Annotated in this window: 17 protein-coding genes; 2 read left to right on the forward strand and 15 right to left on the reverse strand. The window is 42.6% G+C overall.

Annotated features, from left to right (window positions below; translation table 11 throughout):
• Positions 1-192: 192 nt before the first annotated feature.
• On the forward strand, positions 193-777 hold the full coding sequence (locus SJY38_RS12920) for a hypothetical protein (protein ID WP_286741716.1): 585 nt from the start codon (positions 193-195) through the stop codon (positions 775-777).
• A 209-nt stretch (positions 778-986) separates the two neighbouring features.
• Complete coding sequence (locus SJY38_RS12925) at positions 987-1,823, forward strand: mechanosensitive ion channel family protein (protein ID WP_377109937.1); 837 nt, start codon at positions 987-989, stop codon at positions 1,821-1,823.
• A gap of 50 nt (positions 1,824-1,873) precedes the next feature.
• Here SJY38_RS12925 and tldD read toward each other — a convergent pair whose 3' ends face one another.
• The 15 genes from tldD to SJY38_RS13000 all read right to left on the reverse strand — a co-directional run bounded on the left by tldD (position 1,874) and on the right by SJY38_RS13000 (position 21,352).
• Positions 1,874-3,313, reverse strand: coding sequence for a metalloprotease TldD (tldD, locus tag SJY38_RS12930; RefSeq protein ID WP_286741715.1), 1,440 nt, complete (start codon positions 3,311-3,313; stop codon positions 1,874-1,876).
• Positions 3,310-4,137 (reverse strand): carbon-nitrogen hydrolase family protein, encoded by an 828-nt coding sequence (locus tag SJY38_RS12935; protein WP_286741714.1) that lies wholly within the window; start codon positions 4,135-4,137, stop codon positions 3,310-3,312. The genes tldD and SJY38_RS12935 overlap by 4 nt, the downstream gene beginning before the upstream one ends.
• Positions 4,134-7,991, reverse strand: a complete 3,858-nt coding sequence (locus SJY38_RS12940) for a YhdP family protein (protein ID WP_377109938.1) — start codon at positions 7,989-7,991, stop codon at positions 4,134-4,136. Before SJY38_RS12940 ends, SJY38_RS12935 begins: the two co-directional genes overlap by 4 nt.
• Positions 7,991-9,463 carry a ribonuclease G gene (rng, locus tag SJY38_RS12945; RefSeq protein ID WP_004585759.1) on the reverse strand — a complete coding sequence of 491 codons (1,473 nt, stop codon included), beginning with the start codon at positions 9,461-9,463 and terminating at the stop codon, positions 7,991-7,993. Before rng ends, SJY38_RS12940 begins: the two co-directional genes overlap by 1 nt.
• A 1-nt stretch (position 9,464) precedes the next feature.
• On the reverse strand, positions 9,465-10,034 hold the full coding sequence (locus SJY38_RS12950) for a Maf family protein (protein WP_377109939.1): 570 nt from the start codon (positions 10,032-10,034) through the stop codon (positions 9,465-9,467).
• Positions 10,034-10,513, reverse strand: a complete 480-nt coding sequence (gene mreD / locus SJY38_RS12955) for a rod shape-determining protein MreD (RefSeq protein ID WP_004585757.1) — start codon at positions 10,511-10,513, stop codon at positions 10,034-10,036. Before mreD ends, SJY38_RS12950 begins: the two co-directional genes overlap by 1 nt.
• Positions 10,506-11,348 (reverse strand): rod shape-determining protein MreC, encoded by an 843-nt coding sequence (gene mreC / locus SJY38_RS12960; protein WP_024032490.1) that lies wholly within the window; start codon positions 11,346-11,348, stop codon positions 10,506-10,508. The genes mreD and mreC overlap by 8 nt, the downstream gene beginning before the upstream one ends.
• Positions 11,348-12,391 (reverse strand): rod shape-determining protein, encoded by a 1,044-nt coding sequence (locus tag SJY38_RS12965; protein WP_002958401.1) that lies wholly within the window; start codon positions 12,389-12,391, stop codon positions 11,348-11,350. Before SJY38_RS12965 ends, mreC begins: the two co-directional genes overlap by 1 nt.
• A 136-nt stretch (positions 12,392-12,527) precedes the next feature.
• Positions 12,528-14,567, reverse strand: a complete 2,040-nt coding sequence (locus tag SJY38_RS12970; protein ID WP_004585755.1) for a formylglycine-generating enzyme family protein — start codon at positions 14,565-14,567, stop codon at positions 12,528-12,530.
• A gap of 176 nt (positions 14,568-14,743) precedes the next feature.
• The gene (locus SJY38_RS12975) at positions 14,744-18,424 is read right to left on the reverse strand and encodes a DUF6701 domain-containing protein (RefSeq protein WP_377109940.1); all 3,681 of its coding nucleotides are present in this window, start codon (positions 18,422-18,424) and stop codon (positions 14,744-14,746) included.
• A gap of 56 nt (positions 18,425-18,480) precedes the next feature.
• Entirely contained in the window at positions 18,481-18,966 is a 486-nt protein-coding gene (locus SJY38_RS12980) for an agglutinin biogenesis protein MshP (RefSeq protein ID WP_286741711.1), read from the reverse strand.
• Positions 18,956-19,795, reverse strand: a complete 840-nt coding sequence (locus SJY38_RS12985) for a type II secretion system protein J (RefSeq protein WP_377109941.1) — start codon at positions 19,793-19,795, stop codon at positions 18,956-18,958. The genes SJY38_RS12980 and SJY38_RS12985 overlap by 11 nt, the downstream gene beginning before the upstream one ends.
• Positions 19,795-20,337, reverse strand: a complete 543-nt coding sequence (locus tag SJY38_RS12990) for a prepilin-type N-terminal cleavage/methylation domain-containing protein (protein WP_377109942.1) — start codon at positions 20,335-20,337, stop codon at positions 19,795-19,797. Before SJY38_RS12990 ends, SJY38_RS12985 begins: the two co-directional genes overlap by 1 nt.
• Positions 20,324-20,815, reverse strand: a complete 492-nt coding sequence (locus SJY38_RS12995) for a type IV pilin protein (RefSeq protein WP_121636902.1) — start codon at positions 20,813-20,815, stop codon at positions 20,324-20,326. Before SJY38_RS12995 ends, SJY38_RS12990 begins: the two co-directional genes overlap by 14 nt.
• 9 nt (positions 20,816-20,824) lie before the next feature.
• The gene (locus tag SJY38_RS13000) at positions 20,825-21,352 is read right to left on the reverse strand and encodes a prepilin-type N-terminal cleavage/methylation domain-containing protein (protein ID WP_024032497.1); all 528 of its coding nucleotides are present in this window, start codon (positions 21,350-21,352) and stop codon (positions 20,825-20,827) included.
• Between the last annotated feature and the right edge of the window lie 20 nt (positions 21,353-21,372).

Consider the following 21,372-nt stretch of genomic DNA (forward strand, 5'->3'; position numbering starts at 1 on the left):
ATAAATACATAAAATAAAAACATAACCCATTAATTTAACAGCAAAAAACTTAGACCGATAAATATATAAAAAGTTTCTATAATGTTTTGGCTTTTAGCCATTTTTATCATTAAACTGCCGCGCATTGTTTTCTATTTGAGCTTTTATATGTTTTTACTGCGATCTTTTATTTACTTATTATGCTTAGCAGGTGTGGCTTTTTTAATTCAGCTTGAAGGTTTTGATTTACAGCAAAATGCACTTTACAGTGAAGAAACACTAACCGAACACATGCAAGATATTTTAACGTTTTTAAGTTGTATGCTGTTTTTCTACGCCTCACGTATTCACTCTGATCTTAAAATAGCCGCGCTGTTACTGGCTGCTTTGTCGGCTGCTATGTTTGTTAGAGAATTTGACACCTACCTAGATATGTATGTATTTGATGGCGCATGGCAAGCAATTGTATATACGCTGTTAGGGAGCGTACTACTTTACTTAAAAGCCCAACGAGGCTTTATTTACAGCTCGTTAAAAGCCTATTCGCAAACACCGAGCTATGGTATTTGCCTATCTGGCTTAGTGACCTTACTCGCTTTCTCGAGAATGATGGGCAAGGGCGAGTTTTGGCACTCAGTTATGGGAGAACAATACGTTCGGGTCGTTAAAAATATTATTGAGGAAGGCATAGAAACCCTAGGTTACACGCTTATTTTTATCGCTGCCATTGAGCTTGTATTGTTTTGCCAAAAACACGCTAAACACACGCAGGTCTCTATTACAGAGCAAACAGCCTAGCTGCTAAGTAATACCGGTTTAATTAAGTATTAGCCATTCTAGCGTACAAGATAAAGCGCTAACAGGGTTATAACGCTATTCAGCTATTGCTATAAATGGCTCATAACTTAATACAATTGGTATAAGTGATTTTATGTAGCTTAAATTTGCTAATTGGTTTGATTACTCAATATACTTAGCGTGCCTATTGCTACTCGTATTTGGAAGTTATGATTAAAGACATACTCATGCACCCTTTTTTAGTTTCTGTGCTCGTGCTTGCCATTGCATTTGTGCTTAAAGTACTGGTTGATAAACTAGCAAGAAACCGCGCAGAAAAAAAAGAAAAAGACATTCGTTACATCACTCATAACATTAAGCACTTTATTAATTTTGTTATGGTGTTGTCGCTGCTATTTGTGTGGTCGACCGAAATACAAAATTTTGCGCTGTCTATTGCTGCGTTTGCAGTGGCTATAGTGCTTGCAACTCGCGAGTTTATACAATGCGTTAGTGGCTTTTTTTACCTAGTTACCACCCGCCCGTTTAGAGTAGGTGATTGGATACAAGTAGGTGACTATTTTGGCGAAGTAGCCGAAACAGACTGGGTAAAAACCACCATGCATGAAATAGACATGCACACTTATCAGTTTTCGCGCAAAACAATTTATATACCAAATAATAAGCTGATCACCAGCTCAATTAAAAACCTTAATTATGTAAAGCGCTTTGTTACTCATCATTTTACTATTGTACGCAGAGAGAGCTTTAACCCTTATGTTATTCATGACGAGTTAGTCAATCAGGCAAAGCTGTACTGCGAAGAGTTTCACGATGTAGCAACACGTTATAATTCGATGATAGAGCGTAAACTCGATGCAAAAATTTCAGGTCCGGCACCGGTTATTCACTTTGGTACTACGGAGCTTGGTGAGTTTAAAGCAAGCTTTACGCTATTTTGCCCAACCAACAAAGCACTTGAAATAGAGCATAAATTAACTGAGTGTTTTATGGCTTTGTGGTACGAACAGGCGAAGAAGAACAAAGAAGAGCAAAGCGAGGCGTAAACCTCGCATTGGTAACCTATAGAGCGCGAATTGCTTCGCGCTTTATTGTTTTATGCGGTGCCACCTACTGTAAGTTGGTCTATTTTAAGGCTTGGTTGACCTACCCCTACAGGAACGCTTTGGCCATCTTTACCGCAGACACCTACGCCTTTATCAAGGGCTAAATCGTTGCCTACCATAGAAATATGCTGCATCACCTCTGGGCCATTGCCAATCAGTGTTGCACCTTTAATTGGCTGGGTAATTTTACCGTTTTCAATTAAATACGCCTCTGATGCGCTAAATACAAACTTACCTGAAGTAATATCTACTTGGCCGCCACCAAAGTTTGGTGCAAATACCCCTTTTTTAACTGAGCTTATAATATCGGCTTGGCTATGCTCGCCCCCTAACATGTAGGTGTTGGTCATACGCGGCATAGGTAAATGCGCATACGACTCACGACGTGCATTACCCGTTGGGTTTACACCCATTAAACGCGCATTGAGCTTATCTTGCATGTAACCTTTTAAAATACCGTTTTCGATAAGTACGTTATAAGCTGCAGGTGTGCCTTCATCGTCAACGTTAAGTGAACCGCGACGATCGGCCATGGTGCCATCATCAACTACTGTACACAGCTCAGACGCTACTTTTTGCCCCACTTTACCGCTAAATGCCGAAGCTCCTTTACGGTTAAAGTCGCCTTCAAGGCCATGGCCTACCGCTTCGTGTAAAAGCACGCCAGGCCAGCCATTGCCTAACACAACTTCCATTGTGCCAGCTGGTGCATCAATTGCCTCTAAGTTTACTTTAGCTTGGCGTACAGCTTCTTCGGCAAAGCCCATCCAACGTGGCTTGCCTTCAACTAGTTCTTTAAAGTAACCATAATCTAAGCGTGCGCCGCCCCCTGCACCACCGCGTTCACGGCGGCCATTTTTTTCAAGTAAAACGGAGCAGTTTAAACGAATAAGCGGGCGTATATCGGTAGCAAACGTGCCATCGCTGGCAGCAATTAAGACCTCTTCGTATACAGCCGACATTGAACTAATTACTTGTTCAGCATCAGGGGCGAGTTCGCGTATGTAGTTTTCAAGCTCACGCAATAAACTCACTTTATCGCTGTCACTCATGCTTGAAATTGGCTGATGCGGGGCAAATTGCTCTTTTGCTTTCACATCGCTAAATACTTTAATGGTTTTATCTTCGCCTGCATCGGCAATGCTACGAGCTGCCGTTGCGGCTTTGTTTAACGCTTCAAGGTTAATGGCATCAGAGTAAGAAAACCCTGTTTTTTCACCACTAACGGCACGAACACCTACTCCGCGCTCAACATTGTAAGAGCCTTCTTTTACTAAGCCGTCTTCAAGCACCCATGACTCATGATGGCTTGATTGAAAGTATAAATCGGCGTAATCCACTTTATGCTGATGAATATGCCCAAGCGTTTTTTCGAGTTCTTCTCGATTTAGCTGGCTGTCGTGTAATAAATGCTGTTCAACCGAATTCATAATAAATGCTCTCTAAATCGTTGATGAGATTGCACGGGCATATCTCTTCTAATTTTATTTAACTGGTTTAGGTCGGCGTAACCGCTTATAAACCCTACCCCACTTTCAAGCGTTGCTATTTGCTCGCCCCACGGTGAAATAATAATACTGTGTCCGTATGTTTGGCGGCCATTTTGATGCGTTCCATACTGCGCCGCTGCAATAACGTAACATTGCGTTTCTATTGCGCGTGCTTTTAATAAGGGCTGCCAATGTGCCTGCCCAGTAGGGACTGTAAAAGCACTGGGCACTAAAATTATTTCAGCCCCTTGGCGCGTAAGTGCGCTAAATAATCCGCTAAAGCGCAAATCATAACATATTGTTAAGCCAATTTTACCAAACGGTGTAGCAACAACCACCACATCATCGCCAGCCTGAGTAAAGTCTGACTCTCGATAGCTGGCGGTTTTATCGGCCACATCAACATCAAATAAATGCATTTTATTGTACGTGGCTACGCATTCACCTTGGCTATTAAATAAGTGCGAGGCCGCAAAGTATTTATTATTTTTGTGTGGCTCAGGGATGGTGCCCGCATTTAGCCAAATATTATGCTTTTTACACAATGCACTTAATTGCTGTTTATAGTGTGTAATACGTTTAGCAACCGCTAGCGTATCATGGCCACTTTTACTAAATACTAAAAACGCCTCGGGTAAACACACAAGCATAGGCCTGGCTGCGGGGAGTTTATTTAACGCCTCGCCAAGGGTTGCCATGTTGTCGTCGGGGTTGGTGCCTGAGCACATTTGCAAAGCAATTATATTGGCGTTTAGCATACTCATTGTGTTGCTGTTACCGCGGCATCTTTAAGTGTGAGTGTGCTGGCCGCTTGCGGCTGATTTTGCGCAGCTTGCGGTAAGGTAACTTCCTTACTTTTACGCTCAAGCTCTTGTACCACAGGGTCATTCATTTTGCCGGTTACTTTAAAGTTAATTTCGGAGATCACCCTTGCTGAGTGAATAACCTTATCAAGCGCTAAAGCGGCAAGCCCTGTGACGGGATTAACCATCCAAGCCACAATAACCGGAATACTAGATGTTACTTGTGGTGCCACTGCTAAATCGTAATCTATTTCAAGGGTGTTTAAATTAGCATAGCCGTTAATCGTTAAATCGGCTGGCACGCCATCCATTTTGGTATCTTTTGTGTAGGCTATACCTTTATCTAGCTGCATAGAGCCTTTTAAGCTGTTGTAAAAAAAGCCTTTTGAAAATACATCTCTAAAATCGAGTTTTAATTTACGCACTAGCGAGTCAAGGCTAAGTAACGAAAACACACGTGCCCCACCATCACTTATTTCAGCAATGTGGCCTTCGCCTAAATCCCACTTAACTTCACCGCCCAAACTTGGTATATCAAAGTCATACGGGGCGCCTTGCCAAGCAAGGTTGTAGTTAATATCGGCTTTTGAGTCTTTTATTGCGGTGGTGATATCAAATTCATCAAATAGCGCGCCTATATCGTCACTTTTAAGTTCACCATTAAATTGCGTAAAGCCACCTTGCCATTGCCCTTTGGTACGTAAAATATGGTCGCCCTTATCAACCACAAGCTCAGAAATAGTGAGCTTGTCGCCTTCACCGACCAGCGAAGCGCTCACTTTATCAAGCTGATAACTTGCCACTTTACAATCTGCACATTCAAATTCAATGGCAGGTACTGTGTTAAGCCACGCTAGGTTTTGCTCTGGCAGTACATCGGTGATCTCAAGATCTTCTTCTACTTTAGGTGCAAAGTTAAGTCTTAAGTAATCGCTACTTATACGTATCGGCTGGCTTGGCTGAGAGCTGGGAATAAACACGTCAGCACGCAGCTCTTTGGCATTAATTTTTAAATATAAGTCGTTTTGCTGGGGCGCTAAGCGCATTTCAAAATCGTTAAAAATAATGTCGCTAGCATTAACCTTGTCAATATGCGCAACCACTTCATTTAATGGCGGCATAATACCCTCAGACTGCTGGTTTGGCTTAGCTTGAGCGGCTTTAATTATTTGGTCTATTAATTCAAACCATGCTTCTAGTTGCGTTTGTTCAAGGTTAATATTAACGCTTAAATCTTTTTGATTTAGCCCTAAATCTTGCTCACCAAGTACAATATGCATATTACTAAATTGCGGCTGACCGTTTTCTAAAATCGCATTAAAATATAGCTGCTGATTAGCATTAGCCGTAATAAGATTTGAAATATCATCGCCTTGCACTATGCCCGTAAACGGCCAAACCTGTTCACTTGTTTTGCCATAGGGCGCTGGTAGCATGCTCGTTAACCCTCGCAGCTCTGAGCTTACCTGAGCGCGGTAATTAAAGCCTTGCTCGGTAAAATTAAGTGTAAGGCCTACATCAACTTCACTTTGCCCACTCAGGTACCCTTTCAGTACACCTTGCGCCTGGGTTGTTAGTGTATCTGCATTTAGTAACGCCGTTATATCAATATTAGCGGTGTACTGCTGTGCTTCGCTTGCACTATTATAGTTAATGCTAAGCGGCATACCCAACCATGTAGCGCTGGCGTTTTGCATGCTAATTGTATCGTTTTCAAAGTTGAGCTCGCCGCTTAGTTTTTCAAGCGTAATGCCTGGGGCCGCAATATAAACAGGCAAATCGTTTAGTTTTACTTTGCCGCTTACACTGGCTCCACCTTTAAATTTAGAGCCAATTAAAAGAGTTACGCTTGCATCGGCTTGACCTTTACCTTGCACCACTTCAAAAATATTGGCCAGTGGGTTTGCAATGGGCGTGGCTGCAAAAAAGTCATGCAGTTTTTCCATTTGCGCGCGTTTATCTATTTGTACAATGAGTTCATCAGCGTGCATTAAATCGGCAATACTCACTTGCACGCTATCGCCTACTTCTAAATTAACTAGCTGGCCTTGCTGGCTATAAATATCCATTCGCTCGTTGGCAAAGTGCAACTGCACATTGGCGTTAGTTACTGCCGGCCAATTGGGGTCAAACGCGTATGTTGCATTATCTATTTGCGCGAGTACATCAAATTGGCCGCTGCCATCGGTGAAAGGAAAACCTGAAAGCGGGCCCGCAAATAATACTTGCGCCTTAGCCACTTCGCCCCCTTTTATTGCGCCATTTAAGTAGCTTACAAGTTGAGGGCTCATTGCCTTTAACGGAAAGTAGTGCCCAGCTACTGTGGCATCCTCTGCATAGGCTTCTGCGTATAGATCTAAGCGAGGATCGTCGCTAAGGCTTACATTTAGCTCAGCCGCTAAGGTAACTTCGTTATTATCAAACCAAATATTATTACTGCTTACATTCCAGTAATTATCTGTTTTTGCTAAATCCAGATCGATATTAATTTGGTTGTAATCAATATTTTTACTGAAGCTGTCGCCGGTTATTAAAGTCCCATTTTCGCCAAATAGCTGCACTCGCCCGCGCTGCTGATTTATAAGCCCCGAGACTCTAAGCGCCTGCGCTGCAGGAATACCAGACACTTCTTGCCAGCCAATATTATTAGCTGAAAACCATAACTGCCATTGCTCATCTGGATTAAGTTCTAGGTAGGCTTGATCGATAAAACCACTTGGTTTGCGGTTTAAAAGTGGCTGTAATGCTTCAAAATTAGTTAACGACGCCAAGTTACTCAGTAAAGAAAGATCAACCTGCTGCAGCCACACTTTATTTTGCTTACCTAAGTTTGCCTCAAATTCTAGACTTGGCCAGGTTGTGTCGTTATTACTAAATGTTAGGCCCGTGCTTTTTAAGTGCCAAGCGTTTGCCTCAGGAAATAAATGAAATCCTCCTTCGCTTAAGCTTACTTGTTTAGCTTGTTGGTTGTTTTGCCAGTGCACAAAGCTAGGTAACCACTGCATTTTTACATCGCTGATAAAACCATTTTCGAGCTTAAGCCAAGACTTTAAGTTTATGTCTGTGTAAAGCTGTTGTTTTTCAGTATTAATATATTGCGCCAACCAATTAGACACATCTACGCTATTTGCTTGTACGTAAATATCACCCGCAATTTGCTCTATAGTTTTGCCACTAAGTGCGATACGAGCGTCAAAGCTACCCACACTAATGCCGGGCAAGGCGAGGCTGCCGCTTCCTAAATGCTGTTCATCTTGGTTTTGCCATACTATGTTTTCGAGTAATAGTTTGCGCTCTCTACCGTCTTCTAAAATAAAATTAATACTCGAATTTTCAATAGCAAAATGCCCTGTCTCTCCTAAAAACAGCTCTTCAATTAGCTCTTTTTGTTCAAACGAGACATCATCGTTATTGGTGTTATTAAATAAATTTTGAATATTTACACTGGTATGAAAGCCATTAATAACAAAGTAATTAGACTTTAACTGAAAGGCTTTAATGCTCTCCCATAGGTTAAGCTCTAAGCTTGTTTTGGCAATAGTAAGCGATATAGGCGCAGTTTCGTTATCCTTAAAAGAGAGCTCTTCTAATACCAAGGCAGGGCCGGCGCCATGCCAACTGGCAGAGATTGCGCCTATAGAAAGACTAATGGCAAATTTATCGTGCAGGTAGGTTTCTATATCGCCTTTGTAGTCGTTTGCATAAGGTAGGGTGTACTTTAAAATAGAAACAATCACGGCCAGTAATACTAAAATTATGGCGCAGGTTTGCCATAACTTTCTAAAACAAAAAAAACAGACCGCTTTCGTTTTCATTACATCATTACCACATCAAACTGCTCTTGGCTGTATAGGCTCTCTGTTTGAATATTGACCTGCTTACCAATAAATAGTTCAAGTTCGGCAAGGTTATGATACTCATCATTGAGTAAGGCTTCACTTACTGCGGGCGCCGCATACACCATGAATTTATCGGCATCGTAAGCACGATTAACGCGCACTATTTCACGCAGTATTTCATAACATACGGTTTCGACTGTTTTTTGTGAGCCACGTCCAGAGCAAGCCGGACATACATCACACAAAATATGCTCAAGGCTTTCGCGGGTGCGCTTACGGGTCATTTCTACTAAGCCTAATGCGCTTAAGCCATTTATGTTGGCTTTTGCACGGTCTTTAGATAGTGCTGACTCTAGAGAATGTAATACTCTGCGTTTATGATCTTCGCTGATCATATCGATAAAATCGATAATAATAATACCGCCTAAGTTACGCAGGCGTAGCTGCCTAGCAATGGCTGATGTGGCTTCCACATTGGTATTAAAAATGGTTTCTTCTAAATTACGATGCCCTACAAATGCACCTGTATTCACATCAACTGTGGTCATCGCTTCGGTTTGGTCAATAATTAAATAGCCGCCCGACTTAAGCGTGACTTTACGATGCAGTGCTTTTTGAATTTCGGTTTCAACGTCAAATAAGTCAAAAATTGGGCGCTCACCTGGGTAATACTCAAGCGCTTGCGAAAGCAAAGGCACAAACTCTTCAGTAAACAGCTTTAGCTCTTGATAGGTTAGCTTAGAGTCAACCCTAATGCGCTCCATATCTTCACCTACGTAGTCGCGCAGGGTTCTAAATGCAAGCGTTAAGTCTTCGTGTAATATACTGGCTTTATTGGTTTTTTTACGACGTGATACAATTTTTTGCCACAGTTTTCGTAAAAATTCAGCATCGTGTCTTAGCTCCGCTTCACTGGCCCCCTCTGCCGCTGTACGAACAATAAAACTGCCATTATCGTCGCCGTATTCTGCCACTATTTTTTTAAGTCGCGCACGCTCTTCTTCGGTTTCTATACGCTGACTGACACCTACATGCGTAGCGTCTGGCATAAACACTAAATAGCGAGAAGGAATAGTGATATCGGTAGTAAGCCTTGCTCCTTTAGTGCCTAGTGGGTCTTTAACCACTTGCACCATAATGTATTGGCCTTGGCGTACTAGCTCACGTATGTCTTGTACTTTTTTTATTGGCTCGTCGTCTACGCCCTCAACTATTGAGGCGCTATTGACTATGTCTGATGCATGCAAAAAAGCGGCTTTTTCTAGGCCTATATCAACAAAAGCAGCTTGCATGCCTGGCAGTACGCGGCTTATTTTTCCTAAGTAAATGTTACCTACAATACCTAGGTTGCCTATACGCTCTAGTTGAATTTCTTGTAAAACACCGTTTTCGATTAGGGCAACACGGCTTTCACTTGGCGTGACATTTATTAGTAATTCTGTACTCATGTTACCTTCTTAGGAATGCTTGTAATAATTGTTCGGTCTCGTATAAAGGTAAGCCTACAACAGCAAAATAGCTACCCGCAATGTGTGTAACAAAGCGACCACCTAAGCCTTGAATGCCATAACCACCGGCTTTATCTTGTGGCTCGTTTGACTCCCAATAGCTATTTATTTCTTCATCGCTGAGGGTTTTAAAGGTCACATCGGTACTCACCACACAACTTAGTACATCTGTTTGTGTAGCAAAAGCAACGGCAGTAAGTACTTGATGTGTATTACCAGATAAACGTTTAAGTGTTGTTATGAAATCGTTTTTATCGCGTGGTTTACCCAACGATTCGTTATCAATAACAACCACAGTATCACTACCAAGCACTGGGCGGTCTGTGTAACCAATCGCTACGCCTGTTTGCGCTTTTAAGCGAGCTAAGCGCTCAACCAATGCATGAGGCTGCTCGTTTGCAAGTGGGGTTTCGTCTGCATCTACACTAAATTGTTCAAACTCAATGCCTAACTGACTCAACAACTCTTTACGTCGCGGGGAGGCTGATGCCAAATATACTGCGGTTGTCATTACCTGATCCTAAAATGTCTACGGTATTTGCGAAGAAGTAAAAAGACCCAAAACCAGCTGACCATACCGGTCGCCACTGGCCACAGGTATTGTGGATTAAAATAAACACCTAATAAAAAGTGATTTAACCAAAATTGCATTAGGTGATACAAGGTTAAAAATAAGCCCACTAATAAGCTTTGCTGCCAAAGCGAAAAGTTACGTATTTTTTGAAAGTTACTTGCGGTCACAAATATACAAATAGAATACGTGAGTGAGTTAACCCCTAATGGCGAGCCTAAGGCTAAGTCCATGAGTAGGCCAACAACCCACGCGGTACCAATATTTAATCTATGCGGCACTGCCAGCGACCAGTACATTAATACCAGTAACACCCAATCAGGTCTGAAGGGCTCAAACGAAAAAGGCAGTGGCATTAATGCCATAATTAAAGCAAAAAAGATGCTTAGGGCAATTAACAATGAATAACGATTAATCATCGCTGATTTGCTCCTGTTGATTGCGCCATAAAATAACCAACAAACGAATACGGTCTAGCTGTGCAATAGGCTCTGCAAATACTTGAGCAAATGGGCGTCCTTCATCGCGGTTTATTTCGGTGACAACAGCCACCGGGTAACCTTCAGGAAACGTACCGCCAAGCCCCGAGGTCACGAGTACATCACCAATGCGAACATCAAGGCTATGAGGTACATGCGAAAGCTTAACAACGTTAATTTTACCTATGCCTTCAACTACCGTGCGTACGTCGTTTCGTAGTATACGTACCGGCGTAGCATGAGTTGTGTCTGTCATTAGTAACACGCGCGACGTGGTAGAGCCTACTTTCGTTAATTGACCAACAACCCCCATTTCATCAATTACCGCTTGGCCTTCGCTTAGGCCGTCGGTGGTACCGCGGTTAATAACCACTTGATGACTATAAGGGTTTGAATGTACAGAAAGTACTTGGGCTATTTTTTTACGATTAGATTGCTTAGCCGATGAGCCAAGTAAAGCACGTAGCTTTTGGTTTTCGCGGGCTAAAAATTGGTATTGCTGCAATTGCTCGCTTTGTAGCATTTGCTTTTTTTTCAGCGCTTCGTTTTCACTCAGTAACTGATCGCGGGTATGCAGGCTTTTAGCACCTAAGCTAAATATTTCGTAAGGTAGGTTGGCAACGTAAATTAATGGGCTGACAAGTGTATTGAGGCTTGTACGTACAACCGTGCCGCCTTGTGTAAACTTATCGCCCGCAATGAGCACTATGCTCAAAAGCACTGCGACAAAAAGTCGCAGTTGCAAAGAGATGGTTTGTCCAAACAGTAATTTCATTAATCGTAACTAAAAACGTCACCACCATGAACATCAATCATTTCAAGTGCTTTACCGCCGCCACGTGCTACACACGTAAGTGGATCATCGGCAACAACCACAGGAATGCCTGTTTCTTCCATTAATAAACGATCTAAATCTTTTAATAGTGCACCACCGCCAGTCAGAACCATACCGTGAGCTGAAATGTCTGATGCAAGCTCAGGTGGAGACTGCTCAAGTGCAACCATTACGGCACTTACAATGCCCATTAGCGGCTCTTGGAGTGCTTCTAAAATTTCGTGCGAGTTAAGTGTAAATGAGCGAGGAACACCTTCGGCTAAGTTACGACCGCGTACTTCAATTTCAATTGGTTCGTCAGTTTTAAAAGCAGAGCCAATTTGATGTTTAATATTTTCAGCCGTTGCTTCACCAATTAGGCTACCAAAGTTACGACGTACATAATTAATAATGGCTTCATCAAATTTATCGCCACCGATACGCACAGACGATGAGTAAACAACACCGTTTAGTGAAATAATAGCAACTTCGGTAGTACCACCACCAATATCAACAACCATAGAACCAGTTGCTTCTGATACTGGTAGCCCAGCACCAATTGCTGCGGCCATTGGCTCTTCAATTAGGTACACTTCGCGCGCGCCGGCACCCATTGCTGATTCGCGGATTGCACGCTTTTCTACTTGGGTTGCACCACACGGTACACAAATAAGTACACGCGGGCTTGGGCGCATAAAGTTATTGTTGTGCACTTGTTTTATAAAGTGTTGTAACATTTTTTCGGTTACATAAAAGTCGGCTATTACGCCATCTTTCATTGGGCGAATCGCTTTAATATTACCCGGTGTACGCCCTAGCATTTGTTTTGCTTCCGTACCCACAGAAGCAACGCTTTTAGGTCCACCAGCGCGTTCTTGACGAATAGCTACAACTGAAGGTTCGTTAAGTACAATACCTTCTTCTTTTACATAGATAAGGGTATTGGCTGTACCCAAGTCGATCGATAGATCGTTTGAAAAAATACCACGGAGTTTTTTAAACATGAGGCTGGATGACCTTTGAAATACGTTCTTATGTTAGCTGCACTCACTTTAACATGCCTAATTAGATGAGCAATATAAAGCGCAACTACCTTTGTTAATTTGTGAAAAAAGGAAGCTAGGCTTCCTTGGTTAAATGCTATCGTTCGCGGACTAAGCGAAAGCCAATGTAGTTAGATCTAAAATCTGGCGCTAAAATTAATCGTGTTGAAGCACGTGCAAGGCTTGGTGCAAAGTTCCACGCCCCGCCTCTTACTGCAACATCAGATTCGCCTGACTCTTTAGCTGTCCATTCCCACACATTGCCTACGGTGTCGTATAATCCAAATGCGTTAGGAGAAAAAGAACCCACCGGTGCTGCACGTTTGTTTGACCATTCGCTACCACACCAACCACAGTTAGCTAAATTTTTACCTATTTCGTTACCCCAAGGGTATTCTGTTTCTGTACCTGCGCGAGCGGCGTATTCCCATTCAACTTCATTAGGTAAACGGTACTGCTGGCCGGTTTCGCCAGAGAGCCATTCGGCGTACGCTTTCGCGTCGTTAAATGTTAAACACACAGCAGGAAAATCGCTGCTTTGCTCAAAACCTGGGTTACGCCAGTTTAAATTAGCTTCCCATACGGGTTCGCCATTTAAATAATAAGCACACCCTTTGCTTTGCTCTGCTTGTGTTTTATACCCAGTACTTGCTACAAACGCTTCGTAGGCACCTACGGTAACCTCTTTGGTTTGCATAGCAAATGAGCTGGCTATCACTTTTTCAATAACCGGGCGTTCATTTGCTAAACCATTGCCGTTAATATCGCCCATCTTAAATTTACCGGCGGGCACAACTACAACATTATTTTGTACATCAGCAGAGCGATTAGTGCTTGCTGTACGACTTACAGGTTTTGGTTGCTCGCGAGTGTAAGCCGGTGCAGCAATCGACTCAGACTTTTTTACTAAGTTAGCATGAATAGTCTGTGCTTTAGTTAAATCAACTCTTACTTTGTAAGGCTTATAACCTAATTTACGTATTTCTACGTTATGCACACCACGCGGTAAACGCGTAACTAAACGCGTAGAGCCAAAGCTCACCCCATCAATAAACACTTCATCATCGTAAACATTTGAACGTAAAGTCAGCTCAACTTGCTGATTTTTCTCTTTATTTATAATTGATGGATAGTTTTTTTTTGTAGGTGCAGCTTTCACTGAATAATCGCGCACTGGCTGATTGTTCATTCGCGATACAGACACAGTGTCGGTATTATCCGCGGCGTTGCTGAATGTTAACTGACTATCAGAGTAGGTTGTACCGTAACCAGGCTGATACGCTGTCGCGAGTGGCGAGCCATATTCAGAACAATAACGGTTATCTACGTTTAATAAGTTACATAGGCGGCTGCTGTTTACTTCGCCGCGCATGGTTACGCTTAAGTTAACGTTGTAATTGCCTTGTCCACTAAATGCACTGTTAACTACATGGCTACTTAAAATTTGTACTTGTGCGCCTGCCATGTTGCGTTTTGGTTCAACAATTCGCTCTTCTGTTAAATTAGCAAATATTTGATCAACAAAGCGCTTAGTGGCTTTTTGTAAACCCATTTGCTGGCCGCGTTGCTCACAAGCTGCGAGCGTTTCGGTACGCTTACAGTTAATTGTGTGGTTTACTTCCAGTGTACCTTCACGGGTAAACTCATTACGTAAACGCTCTACTCGGGCTGTAGTTAATTGCTCTTTTAAGCTTTCTAAGGTGTTTAAAAGCGTATGTTTTGCAACACGAATTTGCTCTATATCTTTACGATGAGATGCAATTGCCGCCAACTGCATTGAGATGTCGTCTTTATTTTGCTTATGATCAACCACGGCTTTTTGATAGCGCGATTGGGCAGCACTAATATCAAGCGTAGGATCGTCAATTAAGCGGCGATACATTTCGTTCATCGCATCAAGTGCTTGGTTTTTCTCTTTATCAAGCTCTGTAGAGCGAGAACGAAGTAGTTCAAGTTGGTTTTGTAACTGACTTTCTTCTTTTAAGTGTTTTTCAAGTATTTGTGTCGAGTTATCGTATTCTGTTTGTTTAATACTAATCTCTGATTCAATTCCGGTTACTGTTGCTGTGTCTTGTGCAAATGCACTACTAGCTAACAAACTAGCGGAAATTAACAGAGATAAAGGAGCAATTCGCATATATTCCAGTCCCAAAAAGCGGCAATTATTTGGTCGTTATTATTGTTTATTAGAGTGTACTCACTTTTGAAAGCTGAACATTTTTCAACCATCAAAAATCATTACACCCAATGCCTTATGCTATGTACTTGAAGCACAAAACACAAGCTTTGTTCAATTATTATCTTAGTTTACAACTATTCTCTTGTTTCACGCCAGTAAATAACCCGATCATTTCCTCTAAAGCGACCAAATTGCAAAATAGCATGGGGATCTTGCTGTGAATTATCACCAAGCCAATCCCACTTTAACCAATTTTCTGTTTCGTATTCTAATGTAAATGTACCACTGCCATTTGGTGTTGCATAAATAGCATTGTTTGTAGGGTAGCTGCCTGCTTCTAATGAACCCGCTGCACCTGCACCATACTCATAGCTTAATATTGGCGTTGATGGCGATATTTGGGATAACTGCGGATGCTCAAATACACTGCAGTTATCTTCGGTATTTAATACAAAGCCTGTTCCATTAAAGTACTGAGCCTGCATAGGCACACGTAATGAGTCTAAATCTGAGCCGGCATTGTTGCCTAGCACTAAGCGTCCAAAGCGAAAGTCTATTGGCACATCGTTTAAACGCACACTATTGCAATCAGTGCTGCAGCTCGCTTGCGTACTCGGCTCATCGTTAGCATCAATTAACATAGCGCCTTCTGTGTTAGTGACGGTGGCCATAAGATTAACCATAGTAAATGGGCCGTCGGGATTATTTATAGCCAAGCGCGTTAACATGGCAGTGCTGTCGCTCATTTGCCATTGTCCATCGGCTAGGGTGTTCCAACTATTGCTGCTTATATTGGCTAACCTGCTGGTTAGCGTGGTTGCTGGTACATAATTACCAGCTTGATTGTTTTCGGCATTTATTTGTACTTGGGCTTTTTCAAAGCCTTGTTTGTAATTAGCCATTAGCTGGTTGTTATGATTAAGCGCTTGCACCGTAAAACCAAGCTCAAAGGGCTGATCTAAATAGGTTAAATTACTACCTAACTGTGTACATTGCGCAGCAGCTTGAACACCTAATACTTGATAGTGCGATGGAGCAAATCGCCCTACGTTGTTTAGCTGCCCTTTTACATCGCCCACACCAAAATAATCGCCATCTTGTAAACCCGCAAATACGTTTATAATACCCACTTGGTCATAAGCGTACTGCGATATGGATTCACTTAAGCTTCCTGTATCAGTAAAGGCAAGGGTACTTAGCGCTTCAATTTGCCCCTCATTACCAGAGCTGGGTAATACTAAGCTATGTGTTACTAAAGGAGACTCGCTAATGAAGTGTTTGGCAATGGGATTACTATGAATAGCGCTATAGTTATCAGGTATCCCATCGTTGTTATTGTCTTGCCCTGCGCGCCACTGTACTGCATTCATTTTTAAATCAAATGACTCACCCGTTAATCTAAATAAACTATCGTTTGCTGTTTGGGCATAGCCGTCACTTGCAACTTGCATCGCTAATCCAAAGGGCTTAACTACATATTCGTTAGAACTGCCGGTTAAGCTTACTGATAAATTAGTTACTGGGTCTAATACAATTGTTGCCCGTGCATTTAAACTTAATTTAGCGGCATCGGGGTAGTTAATAGCAATAGGGGCTTTTGAGTCTTGATCAAAGGTGAGCGAAAAAGTTTGATATGCTTGCTGCACGCTATACGTATTCGCATTATTACTAAGTTGTATTGGATCTGAACACGTAGCGCCGGCACTGCAGCTATAAGCTAAATCTAAATCAACTTGACCACCTGCAGGGAATACGGCTTCGCATACGCCTGTTGTAGTATTTGTTTTAACCGCTTGAATGGATAGCTCGGCGGCATTAAAACCCTCGCTAGAGGGTTTACCAGATAATTGAGTGGGGATACTCGCTGTATTGGCTGTGTCGTTATTAAAAATAAACCCTGCATCAGAAAAAACCACTTTGCACCCGCCCAGCCCTACGTTACTACCATTAATATAACAACGCAGCGGTGCAGATGGGTCGGCGGTATTATAGCCAAGTGTGACGGTCCCTGTGGTACGCTTTGCAAGCGCTACGGTGGCAGAGCCTGTAAAGGTAATATTTTCACCGCTTACCCAGCTTTGTTGGCCACTGTTATCTGGAGACATGTCAAGTGCGGAGGGCTCATCATACAGTAAATCACATGCATCGTTTGCACAGGCGGTTAATGTCATTTCTTTTGCTTGACAGGTTAAGCCTTGGTTATCACTTAATGATATGCGGTAGTGATCAAGCAAAACCGGCGTAAAAATACCGCAAAATCCAGGAATGCTCTCTGGCACTGTTAACGCATCAAACGTAGAACTGCCCTCGGTTATTACTTGTGTTGCAGCGGTTATAGAGCCCTGGTATGTGACATTTTGAGCAATTCTTACCTCCCCTGTTGCGACAATGTATGCAGCAATATTTGCATCGGCCGCAATGGCAACATCCCCATCGACATATATAGCTAAATACGCCCCTTCCTCAACCGCAATATTCGTTTTGCCTATGTTCAAAAATGCGCTAGAAATTAGCGACGATGTATCTTTTAAAAAGATACGGGTGGGCGCTGTTACCTTGTACTCATCTTCCAATAAGTTAAGTGCTAGTTCGTCATAAAAATAATCACCAGCTAACGATACAGGCACATCACCGGTAGAGCTTCCATCGTTTGTGACCGTGGGTACTTGCGCAGCTTGATTTGGCTCAAGGGAGTTATACCCAGTGGCCACACAGCCTTGGCCATTACACAAAGGCGGGTTGGTGAGTGCCGTTGATATTAAATTAGTGGTGGTAATAAATTGTGCATTGCTATCGGTTATTTCCACACCTTGAACAAGCTGCACTTGTCCATCATTGTAGGTAGAAATAGCGCCAGGAAATAAAGTATCGCAATCTAAAATATCGCCATTAAATACAAACGTACTGGTCATAGCTAATATAGAGGCTTCTTCTTTTACGTGGTTACGCTCCCTGTCGCCATCACGGTCTTCATCAACCACCAGCCCTAACCGATCCGCTCTTAAATTACAGCTGCGCAGCCACCCACCGTCTTCTTCAAGTCGGGAATTTTTACTTGCCACCACCAGCGGTGCTTCACTAAAGTTATTGTTAAAATTAAAGTAGTTACATCCATCATTCCAACCATCAACTTCGAATCCTGTAAAAAAGGTCTCCCAGGACACTTCTACCCCATTGTCATCGGTAAAGGTGCGATTACTGCCAGGCTCTACAGCCATGTAGGCCACCGTTTCAGTTTGAATAACACCTAATGCGGTTTCTGAGGCCTCTAACGCTATATTTACCCCGCTTGTAGATAAGGAATCACTTTGCACTGCAATGGTTAAAAAAGGCACAAGCGCTTGAGACGGCGGGTTACTATCTAAACTATTTAGTGTTTGTAACGAATGAAAAAAGTTAGGCCTTACCGCAAACGGTTTATTAAAAGTCAGTGATTTGTAACCTTTAGGTGTGATAGGTGCAAACCCCGACTTATCACCGTATTGTAGCTCAAGGCGTAAGTCGGTGTTCCCCACTTCCATAATGGTCCCATCAGGAAATTCATGCACTCCATATTCTACCGCTAAATAGTGCGCGCCCATGGTTATATGCTCGCCATCTTCTCCTGATGGCTCAAGTGGCAATGCTTCAAACCCTGTGGTTGTTACATTGCGTATTCTCACTATAGCGGGGTTACCGCCTTGATTAGTGGACAACATAAATACCGCAGGAGGGGTTATGTATTGCTGCTGAAAATTTATTTTTGTCCATATGGGTGAAGTGTACGTGTCTTGTAGCTCTATAAATCGCCCTTCAATTTTAGGCGGTACAGCCATAGCGCATCGGCTTAGTAGCAAACTTAATAAACATAAAATACAGAGGGTATATTTGCTCATGGTAATGTTTTAGCCTCCACACTTAGAGTACGTTGAGTTTGCCAATATTCCTTTTGACATGCTGCACCGGCAGCACAATCATTGGCGGCGCACGTTGCAGAGCTTTGTAAGTAGTAAATATTAACAGTGCCAGAGCGGGTGCTGCTATCGGGTAAGGCTATGTATTCACTACAGCTCAGTTCAACTTCACAATTGGCTAGATAGAGGGTGCTAAAATTCCTACTGGTGGTTACTGCACTGCATGTTTGCGCAGTGCTACTTAGTGCAAAAATTTCGCTTAAGCCGGTTTCTAATCCGCTTTGGGCTGCCATGTAAGCGCGCGCGCCGTAATACTCAATGGTATTTTGCTGCGCCGCACCCGATAACACTTTAGAAAGCGCCAGCCCTAGTGCCAGCAAAGTGACAATGATCACCAACGTAATTATGAGCAAATTACCTTGCTGCTTTTTAGCAAAACTGATGTTTTTTATATTAGGGAACATTAGGCACATGCACCTCATGGCTAATACTTATTTGTTCGGTGTCGTTAAACCCCATTTGCGCAAACACATTAACAACCGCGCTGCGCTGTAGCGAAATTTCACTTAACGTAAAAAAGGCTCTGCTCGTTAAGTCGTTGGCAATATAATTACTCATTAAATCGCGTTTAATGCCCGAGCTAACCTGTAAGCTGGCGGCGTTTAATTGGCTTGTAGTAAAGCCGTAGTTGCTATAGCGGTACAGTGAATTACCTTCTACACAAAAGCTAACGGGCTGATCTAATAAATAAAGGCGCTTACTCGGTGACTCTTGAGCAAATGCTTTGCTAAATTGCCATGTATCTAGCTCACTTGTAACGGCGCTGTAGCCGCTAACTTGTAGGCGCTTGTTTTGACTTTCATCGTATATATCGCTGCTATTTAATGGATAAATACTTGCCCAATCGTTTATTTGTGGCTCAGTTAAATTATTAAGCGCAAAATTCACGGCGGTAATCTCAAAAGGGGCGCTAGTGGGTAAGTAATCGGTATAATGAGTGGCAGATAAAAACGGCGTAAATTCTAAACATTGCTGCGTGCTACACGCTCCAATGCTGGCGTTATCGCAATTTAAGCGTAGTGAGTTAGGGGTTGCGTGGCGAAGCTCTTTACTTAATCGGGTCAAAACAAAGCGACTTTGCGCCACCGCTTCTTGGCGTTTCACACCTTGGCTGTAAATATTAAATCCAGCGCTAATAAACGAAAATGACGCTACGGCTAAAATACCAATAATTACCATCACAAGTAATAGCTCAACTAAGGTAAAGCCACGCTTTTGCTTTGCTCTATTCATTAGTAATTACCTTTATATGCACTAAAGCCGTACACTTGCCCCAAGGGTGAGGTTACTTCAATGGTAATTCGTTTAAAGGCAACGCCATCGTTATTGGTTGCCTCGTTTAGGTCGCTGTCGTATTGCACGTTCACAATCAGTGAAAAGTCGCTGTATTGCGCTAATGTATTCCCTAAACTATCACTAATTGGTTGCCCTGTGAGCGCAATGTAATCATCAACATCGTTAAAATTAGCCCGTGCTTCACCGCTATCAGCACCAAGCTCAGAATGAGTACTACAAGGCTGGGCACCTAAGCTTGTTTCGGAGCAGCGCCTAAATGGTGGCGTGCGCTCGCTATGTTCATCAAATGATTTAGCTAATATTTCGTTCATTAATGCTTGCCCAAGCTCTGAGGCCCTGAGTGCGACAATAGGCTTGGCACTTTGCTTTGCTTGAGGTGCTATAAGCGCTGTAATGATACTTAGCGCAATAGCAAACATCACAATGCCAATAATCAGCTCAATCAAGGTAAAACCTGATTGTATTTTAGGGGCAGGCATAAATAAGCCCTTCACCGCTAATGCACACCGCGGCTAGACCCAGGTCAATTTTACATTGTACTGTGCAATTTTGATCTGCTCGCCCAAGTGGGTCAAAGTTAATTTGCGTAAACACATTAGCATTGCTATCTAAGGCATTAAATCGTACGTCGCTGCGCTCGGTATTGATAGCAACAACTAAATACTCGCTATTATTGGTACTTGGGCCGCCAGTACAGGTTTCTGGCTCTGGCCCCGCAACCAAGGTAGGTGAAATATACAGTTTATGGCAGCTGCTTGTTGCAGTATTTTGCATCGCGCGTAATTGTACTGTGCGTAGGGCGTTTAATACCCTATCTCTGTATGAGTATGCTTGCTCTGTTGAACTTCCTAGCAACTTGGGCACTGCCGTTACCGACAGTATGCCCAAAATAACTAAAGTAATAATTAATTCAACCAGTGTGAAGCCACGCAATCGTTGATTACTACTGCTATTCATTTATATAAATTAACACCCACTCGTGATAAGCGTAACAGTAGGAGGCGTAACAGATACAGGCGGCGTACCGTCGTTTGCATCTGCTGCTTGTGTATACTCAATACGACAATCATCAGTTTGCACGTAGCTATTAGGGAAAATAATTGCTTTTTCATCAGCAGCAACTGCTACAAGGTTAAAATCTGCAGAGTCATCAGATGCAAATTCTACATCTAAAAAAGCTTCAAAAGCTGCTTCTGTCGCTGCAGGGTAGCCATAAACAGTATCAACTGCAGCACCTGTATCTACAGTAACTTCCGCTTCATCTTTTTTGTGATCACTCGCAATAATAGATTTACCATTTACGATATTCATACCACTGCGAATTGAGCCTTGTAAACCTTCGAGTGTAGAAGCGTTAGCATCACCCTGCAGGTTTAAAAAACGAGGGGCAGCGGTAACCGCTAAAATACCTAAAATTACAATTACAATTATTAGTTCAACAAGCGTAAAACCTGCTTGCTTATTCATTGGTTGTTTTAATGACTGCGTTTTCATAAGTAAGCCTCTTTATAATT

Origin of the sequence: Pseudoalteromonas sp. R86517 (assembly GCF_042466295.1) — a bacterium.
Classification (GTDB): domain Bacteria; phylum Pseudomonadota; class Gammaproteobacteria; order Enterobacterales; family Alteromonadaceae; genus Pseudoalteromonas; species Pseudoalteromonas atlantica.